Raw genomic sequence first — 7,802 nt, forward strand, 5'->3', positions numbered from 1 at the left:
CCTTGCTCTGATGCTGCCACACCCGCGTTGCCAGCTGTGAGGTCACCCCAATGTACAGCGTGCCGTTCCGTTTGCTGGCCAGGATGTAAACGCAGAACTACTTGTCCATAGCGCCAAACGCCAAACTGGATTCCCGCTTTCGCGGGAATGACGGCCCGCTTTCGCGGGAACGACGGCCATAACACCGAACCACGTTACCCACAAATTTGTCGCGCACCCCCGGGCGGCCACGCCCGAGGTTGCGGGGCCCGGCCAAGCCGGGCGCTGCCCGGTGCCGGTTTGCACCTGTGCGACGACGCCGTACAATGGCACCGACATGGGCGCCGACATGCATGGGTGGATCTCTTGGCAGATGGCCGGCGTTGCCGGCGCGTTGCTCGTAGCGATCGCCGCGGCACCTGCGCCGGCGCAAACACTGGGCCCCGCTCTCTCGGCCGAACGGGCGCGCGTTGAACGTCTGGCGCGGTTGGAGCGGCAACTGACCAGCGCGGACGCCGCCGCCTTTGCGCAGGCACTGAACGAGTTGGCATCCAATGAAGAGCCCGGTGTGTTGGAGATTTGGGAGCGGGCGGTGGCCGCGGCCGGCGGCCGGCGGCGAAGCCAGCTCGCCGGCGGCTTGGCCGCGGCGCGCCACCGGCTCGCACGCCGGCAGCGGGTGGCGCAGGTGGTGCTCCTCGATCTGCCGATCGAGGAGCTGAACCGGTTCCGTGCGGCGCTGGAATCGGCTGGCGGAGGACTCGACCTAGCAGTGTGGCAGAGTGATGCCGCCGGTGTCGTGGCCGCGCTGCCGCCGTCAGCGCGCCAGCGTCTAGCAGCGGCCGGCGTCGGCAGTGAGGTGCTGTTCGACTCGGTGGCCGAGTGGCAGCGCGACCGGCAGGCCGGGAGGGCCATGGCCCAACGCATCACCCCACGCTATCAGTCGGCCGCCGCGGCGAACGATTACTCGCCGCGGATCATCGTCATCGATCTCGCTCGCAGCGGGCCGCCGCCGGCCGCCGGCAGCGCTTACGGCTGGCTCGGCGACAATGAGGACGTGGTGGCCAGCAACCAGCACTACCTTGCGTATCTCGATGTCCTACCCGCAGCGCGCCCACGAAGTTACCTGGCCCGCCGCTATCGCCGGCGCGGTGTGCGGGTGGTCGCGGTCTTGACGCCCGAGGAGTTCCCGCTTGCTGGCCGCCGCTTCTTTCCGGATCTCGCCACCGCCGCCGCCCCCGCTGAAGCCGCCGGCTTTGATGCACGATTTCATTCGTACGATGAGGTTGCCGCCGAGTTGCAGGAACTTGCCGACCGCTGGCCGAACCTGGCTTCCCTGGTCAGCTTGGGGCCAACTTACGAGGGCCGGGAGATTTGGGCACTAAAAGTGAGCCGGGACGCCGGCAGTGATGATCCGCGCAAGCCGGACGTGCTCTTTACCGGTTGCCACCACGCCCGTGAGTGGATTGCAGTCGAGCCACCGATGTTCTTTGCGCGACAGCTGCTGGAGGGCTATGCCACCGATGACGGCATCCGCTTTCTGGTCGATCACAGCGAGGTCTGGCTGGTACCGATCGTCAACCCGGACGGCCTCGCCTACAGCCAGCAGTCGGCCAATGGCGCCACCGACAGCGTGCGCTACTGGCGCAAGAACCGCCGGCCGGTGACGAACACCAGCTGCGGCGCCGGTGTCGGGATCGACCTCAACCGCAACTACGGCTTCGCCTGGCGGCTGCCCGGCGACCAGCCTTGCCCGCGTACCGGCGATGACGTCGGCGCCAGCGACTCGCCCAATGACTTCCAGCTCTATCGCGGGCCGGTGCCACTGTCGGAGCTCGAAGTGCAGGCGCTGGCGGCGCTGACCGCCGATCCAGCCCACAATTTTTCCGCTCGGGTCGACTTCCACAACTACGGCCAGCTGGTCTTGTATCCTTGGGCCTACACCACCAGCGCTCCGGCGGACGCCGCCACGCTGGCCGGCCTGGGCACCCTGCTGGCCCAGCGGCTGAGTGCCGCCAACGGGGTTCACTACAAACCGCAGCCGGCGGTCGGGCTTTACGTCGCCACTGGCACCTCGGTCGATCATGCCTACGGCGTGGACCACACCCTCGGCGCGTTCATCTGGGAGCTGCGCCCAGCGCAGTGCTGCTTCTACGTGCCCGAGAGCCAGATCGAGCCCATAACCCGCGAATCGTGGGCGGCGGCCCAGCCATTGATCGACTGGAGCATCGGCCCGCCCGCACTGGCGCGCGTGACCGCCTGGCAAACCGGCGCCGGCGGGGCGCTCGACCTGCCGGTGTACCAGGCGAGCTGGCAGCATAGCGGTGATGTTAACACGCTCGTAGTGACCGAAAAAGCCGAGTTGCTGCAACCCGGGCGGTTGCTGCTGTCGCTGCAGTTCTCCAAACCACTGCCGGCTGGTGCCGCACCGGTGGTGACAATGAGCCGCGCGGCAGCATTCGACGAAGTCAAGGCGGCAGTTCGCGCGCCTGGTCAAGGATGGCAGCGCGGTGACTACGACAACGATACCTGGGTGGGCGAGCTGACAATTCCGGCATACGGCGACGCCACCAGCGCCTGGCAACTGGCCGTCAGCGCCAGCGACGGTGCCGGCCTTGCGCTCGATGCTCAACCCGCGACTCCAGCGCGCTACGCGCTCGCTAGCGGCGGCTGGCAGGATTACGAATCCGGACCGGATCTCATTCACCTCCTGCCGGCCAGCGCCAGTCTCGGTCCCTTCCCCAGCGTAACACCGACGCCGAGCCGGACCCGCCACCCGACAATCACGCCAACGCACACCCGCACCCCGACCAGGACCGCCACACCGACCTGGACGCGGCGGCCCACCTCGACCCGTACGCGTACCTGGACGCGACGCCCGACCAGCACCCCGACCGCCACCTGGACCAAACCGCCCACGCGCACCCGCACCCCGACGGCGACCGCTACCTGGACGCGGCGCCCGACTAGGACGCCAACGCTTACCCCCACCCGTCGCCCGACCGCCACCCGCACCCCCACGCCGACACGCCGCCCCTCGATCACGCCCACCGCGACTGGCTAGCCCAACATCCACAACCGGCGCACGCCAGCTCAGGTACGGGCAGCGCTCGGCCAACGCCGCCTGCGCCGGCGCCAGTTTGGGGGGCTTGACTCCCAACGACGCATAGATATATTTCGATGCGTCGAGAGGAGGTATAGAAATGAATTCCATCTTCGGGTTGCCACTCACCGCGCTGGCGGCGTACGCCGGCGACGCGCTGCCGGCGCCATTGTCGCTGCCGCTGCTGTGGGCGACGGTGCTGGTGTGGGCGATGATCGCATTGCTGCTGGCCGCGGTCGCCGGGATTGTCGGCGCCGGCGAGCGCCCGTTGTTCGCAGGCAGAAGCGCTGCGCGGCCGCGGCTGGGTCCGCTCGCCTGCGCTCCGTGTTGCGGCTACGCCGGCGGCTGACGGAAGGGCATGATGGCGAACTTCGTTCGTGCTTTCCGCGCCCTCGGCGACGCGACACGGCAGAAGATGCTGGCCCTGCTGGAGCGCAAGGGCGAGCTGTGTGTCTCCGAGCTGGCGCAGAACTTCGACATGACCCAGCCGTCGATCTCCCACCACCTGCGCATCCTCAAGGACGCCGGCCTGGTCACCGCCCACAAACGCGGCAAGGAGGTCTACTACGCGATCAATCCCGACGAACTCACCAAGTGTTGTGGCTTGTTCTTCGCGGACTTCGCGTGCTGCCGGCCGATGCTCAAGAACGTGCGGCGAAGATCGCGAGCATTGGCTGAAGGAGAATCGTAATGGACGAACAACTCGTCAAGGCCGATCAACTGCGCGACGCGGTGCGCCGGCGCTACGGCGCGATTGCCGAGGGCGGCACCGCGGCACCGGTGGACGACGTCGCCCGCGCGGTGGGCTACAGCGAAGGCGATCTGCGCGTGGCCCCCGAGGGCGCCAACCTCGGCCTCGGCTGCGGTAACCCAACCGCGCTGGCGCAGCTCCGTCCCGGTGACGTGGTGCTCGACCTCGGCTCGGGCGCGGGCTTCGACGCCTTCCTGGCCGTGCGCGCGGTCGGTCCCGCAGGGCGCGTGATCGGGGTCGACATGACGCCGGCGATGGTCGCCAAGGCGCAGGAGAACGCCCGCGCCGCGGGCGTTACCAACGCCGAGTTCCGGCTCGGCACCATCGAGGAGTTGCCGGTCGAGGGCGCCAGCGTCGACGTCGTCATCTCGAACTGCGTGATCAATCTGTCGCCCGACAAGCCGCGGGTCTTCCGCGAAGCGTTCCGCGTGCTCAAGCCAGGCGGGCGGTTGCTGGTCTCCGACATTGTCTGGCGGACGTTGCCGCCGGAGCCCGTGCGCGCCAGCGTCGAAGCCTTCGTCGGGTGCATCGCCGGCGCCGCTCTCAAGGGTGACTATCTCCGAGCGATCGCCGATGCTGGGTTCGGCGACGTGCGGGTCGTCCGGGAAACAGACGCCTCGGCGTTGCTCGGCGAAGCTTGCGCCTGCGCGCCCGATCCGGTCGCGGCAGAAGTGATTGCCGCCGTGGGCGATGGCGATGATCTCCGGCGCTTGGTGGCCAGCGTCGCCAGCATCGCGGTCTCCGCCAGCAAGCCGTGAGCGGCACGCGCAGCGGGAGGGTGACTATGGCCGTACAACCGAGCGCGCTCACTCGGCGTGACTTCCTGCAAGCGAGCGGCGCGACCGCGCTGGCGCTGGGGCTCGCCAGGCTTCAGCCGGCGCCGGCGTCAGCCCGAGAGGTTACGCCCTCGGTGCAGCATTCCGCCACTTTGGCGGGCTCTCGCGACTACCGCGGCTGGGAAGACCTCTACCGCCGGCAGTGGCGCTGGGATCGGGTGGTGCGCGGCACGCACACGATGACGAACTGCACGGCCGGCTGCGCCTGGGACTTGTTCGTGAAAGACGATGTGGTGTGGCGCGAGGAGCAGAAGGCGCCGTACGTCGCATCGATGCCCAGCTTACCCGACTTCAACCCGCGCGGCTGCCAGAAGGGCGCGTGCGCCGCCGACCTGATGTACTCGCCCTCGCGCATCCGCTACCCGTTGCGCCGCGTCGGGGCGCGCGGCGACGGCCGCTGGCAACGCATCTCGTGGGACGAAGCGCTCGCCGCAACCGCCACCGCTATGGTCGAGGCCATCGAGCGCGACGGGCCGGCGTCGGTGGTGTGCGAGCTGGGCTCGAACATCGGCGCCGGCCCGAACAGCGCCGCGCCGTTGCGCTTCTTTCACTTGCTCGGCTCACCGGTAACGGATCCGACGGCGCAGATCGGCGACCTGATCGCCGGCGCTGCCATCACGTTTGGCGATGGCCACCCGTGCGGTTCGTCGGATGACTGGTACCGCTCGAACTACCTCGTGCTCTGGGCGTTCAACCCGGCGGCGACTCGTATTCCCGACGCCCACTTCCTCAATGAGGCGCGCTATCGCGGCGCTGAGATCGTCGTGGTCGCGCCCGATCTGAACGCAACCGCCATTCACGCCGATCTGTGGCTCAACCCACGCCCCGGCACCGACGCCGCGCTGGCGCTGGGCGCCGCGCAGGTGATCGTCGCCGAGAACTTGTTCAACCCGGCATACGTCGCGGAGCAAACCGACCTGCCGCTGCTGGTGCGGACCGACACCGGCCGCTTTGTCCGCGAAGCCGACCTGCACCGCGGCGGCTCCGACTCGGCGTTCTATGTCTGGGACGCCAAGCTCGGCCGCCCGGCACCGGCGCCCGGCAGCGGGCGCAGCAAGCAACTGGACGACCCCAAGGTCGTGGCCGATCTGACCTTTACGGGCACTATCACCATCAGTGGCAAGCCGGTGCCTGTCCGCACGGTGTTCGCGCTGCTGCGCGAGCGGCTCGACGCCACCTATCGACCCGAGCAGGTTGCCGAAATCACCGGAGTCGCCGCTGCCACCATCCGCCGCTTCGCGCGCGGGTTCGCGGCGGCGCCGGCCGCGCTGATTGTGGCCGAGTTCGGGCAGTGCAAGTTCCTGCACGCCGATCTGGCGCAGCGGGCGCAGATTCTGCTGGCGTCGCTCACCGGCAACGTCGGCCGCGGGGGCGGCGGCTGGCGCGGCGGCGGCACCTTCGCGCTCGAAGGATTCGCCCTGCTGGCCAGCCAGGACCGAGTCGGCTTGCTCAACGTACTCACTTTTGGTGCCAAATCCTATCTGAAGCCGGCCGAGGCGATGCGCAGCGTGCTCAGTCATTTTGTGCCGGGCACGCTCTGGCATGCTGTGCACGGCGGGCTGGATGCGGCCTCGGCCGATCAGCGCTACGGCGACACCAGCGCGCCGCGTCCGACGGCCGAGTACCTGCGCGAGGCGCTGGAGAAGAAATGGTTCCCGATTTTTCCGGCGCCCGGTCGTCCGCCGCAGGTGATTCTTTCGGTCTTCGGCAACATCCTGCGCCATTCGCGCAACAACACCCGGCTGCTCGAAACCTTGTGGTCCAAGCTGAAACTGGCCGTCGATGTCACGTTCCGCATGAGCGAGACCGCGCGCCAGGCCGACATCATTCTGCCCGCCGCCTTCTGGTACGAGAAGACAGATATCAAGAGTCTCAACTCCAACGTTCCGTACGTGCACCTCGGCGACCGGGCCGTGGCGCCGCTGGGCGAAGCCAAGCCGGAGTGGGAGATCTTCGCGTTGCTCGCCGAGGCCGTGGAACGCGAGGCGCGCCGGCGCGACTTGCAACCGTACACGGACATCGCCGAGGTCGAGCGCGACGCCCGCCGTTTTGGCGAGACGTTCACCGATCGCGGCCGATTCGGCCCCGGCGATGAAGAGAAGGCCTTGCGCTTCATCCTCGACTACTCGACGCCGGTGAAGAAGGTGTCGCTCGACGATCTGCGCCGCGACGGCGCGACCCGCATGAAGAGCACCGGCCCGATCGGCAACTTCAGCGACTACTCCGCAAACGAGCCGGTGGTGCCGCACCGCTGGTTTCTCGAAAAGAAGCAGCCCTGGCCGACGCTCACCGGTAGGCAGCAGTTCTACATCGACCATCCCTGGTTCCTGGAATGCGGCGAGGCGCTGCCGGTGTACAAGCCGCCGCCGGCAGCGGGTGGGAACTATCCGCTGGTGCTAAGCGGCGGCCATACGCGTTGGAGCATTCACTCGCAGTGGCGCGATCAGCAGACGATGCTCCGCCTCCAACGCGGCGAGCCGGTGGTGTACCTGAGCGAGCGCGACGCGGCGGAAAGACAGATCGCGGACCACGATCTCGTGCGCGTCCGCAACGACCTCGGCGCGTTTGTCCTGCGCGCCAAGATCGCCAACTACGTCCGCCCCGGCCAAGTGCTGGTGTACCACGCCTGGGAGCCGTATCAGTTCCGCGGCGGCCGCAGCGATCACGCCATCATTCCGAGTCCAATCAAGCCGACGGCGCTGGTGGGCGATTACGGGCAGCTGCACTGGTCGCAGGGGCACTGGGAGCCCAACCAGATCGATCGCGACACGCGGGTCGAGGTGGAGCGAGTGTAAGCGCCATAATCGCCGTGGCCAGGTTCTTCGGGCTCCGGTGCGCCCTACGCTTCGATGCCCGCTTCCGGCGAGAGGCCGCAAGGCTCACGCACTGGGCAACTTGCCGAGGCATTGGCCGTGCTCCGTTCGTGTGGGTCCCACGACTGATCGTCCCGATGCCGGTGATCCTAGCCTTCGACTGCCTCCCCCTGATGTTATGCCCTCGCGCGTGATTGAGGCGCAGGAGACTGCGGTGCGGGTGCTGCACCCGAGGGCGCCGTTTCACTTCGACGGAACCGTTCACAAACCGTCGCACTTCCCCACTCCGGACGTTCACCACGAGCCTGGCATCTGGTGGCAGA

At 68.2% G+C, this 7,802-nt stretch carries 5 protein-coding genes and 1 pseudogene; 5 read left to right on the forward strand and 1 reads right to left on the reverse strand.

Translation table 11 applies throughout. The annotated features are described in order from the left end of the window. Positions 1-109, reverse strand: a pseudogene (locus HY699_14685) (GIY-YIG nuclease family protein). Between the two features lie 207 nt (positions 110-316). On the opposite strand from HY699_14685, the gene HY699_14690 reads away from it, so the two are divergent. The 5 genes from HY699_14690 (at position 317) to HY699_14710 (ending at position 7,461) form a co-directional block, all read left to right on the forward strand. Next, positions 317-3,040, forward strand: a complete 2,724-nt coding sequence (locus HY699_14690) for a zinc carboxypeptidase (GenBank protein ID MBI4517051.1) — start codon at positions 317-319, stop codon at positions 3,038-3,040. A gap of 139 nt (positions 3,041-3,179) precedes the next feature. After that, on the forward strand, positions 3,180-3,428 hold the full coding sequence (locus HY699_14695; protein ID MBI4517052.1) for a hypothetical protein: 249 nt from the start codon (positions 3,180-3,182) through the stop codon (positions 3,426-3,428). A 9-nt stretch (positions 3,429-3,437) separates the two neighbouring features. After that, entirely contained in the window at positions 3,438-3,770 is a 333-nt protein-coding gene (locus tag HY699_14700) for a winged helix-turn-helix transcriptional regulator (protein ID MBI4517053.1), read from the forward strand. Beyond that, positions 3,770-4,588 (forward strand): arsenite methyltransferase, encoded by an 819-nt coding sequence (gene arsM / locus HY699_14705; protein ID MBI4517054.1) that lies wholly within the window; start codon positions 3,770-3,772, stop codon positions 4,586-4,588. The genes HY699_14700 and arsM overlap by 1 nt, the downstream gene beginning before the upstream one ends. Before the next feature lie 26 nt (positions 4,589-4,614). After that, positions 4,615-7,461 carry a molybdopterin-dependent oxidoreductase gene (locus HY699_14710; GenBank protein ID MBI4517055.1) on the forward strand — a complete coding sequence of 949 codons (2,847 nt, stop codon included), beginning with the start codon at positions 4,615-4,617 and terminating at the stop codon, positions 7,459-7,461. Positions 7,462-7,802 lie beyond the last annotated feature (341 nt).

The sequence above is a fragment of the Deltaproteobacteria bacterium genome, assembly GCA_016210005.1.
Taxonomy (GTDB): Bacteria; Desulfobacterota; Binatia; order HRBIN30; family JACQVA1; genus JACQVA1.

Coding starts and splice junctions, on each gene's coding strand:
- HY699_14690 (MBI4517051.1), top strand. CDS start 317: ATGGGCGCCGACATGCATGGGTGGATCTCTTGGCAGATGGCCGGCGTT.
- HY699_14695 (MBI4517052.1), top strand. CDS start 3,180: ATGAATTCCATCTTCGGGTTGCCACTCACCGCGCTGGCGGCGTACGCC.
- HY699_14700 (MBI4517053.1), top strand. CDS start 3,438: ATGATGGCGAACTTCGTTCGTGCTTTCCGCGCCCTCGGCGACGCGACA.
- arsM (MBI4517054.1), top strand. CDS start 3,770: ATGGACGAACAACTCGTCAAGGCCGATCAACTGCGCGACGCGGTGCGC.
- HY699_14710 (MBI4517055.1), top strand. CDS start 4,615: ATGGCCGTACAACCGAGCGCGCTCACTCGGCGTGACTTCCTGCAAGCG.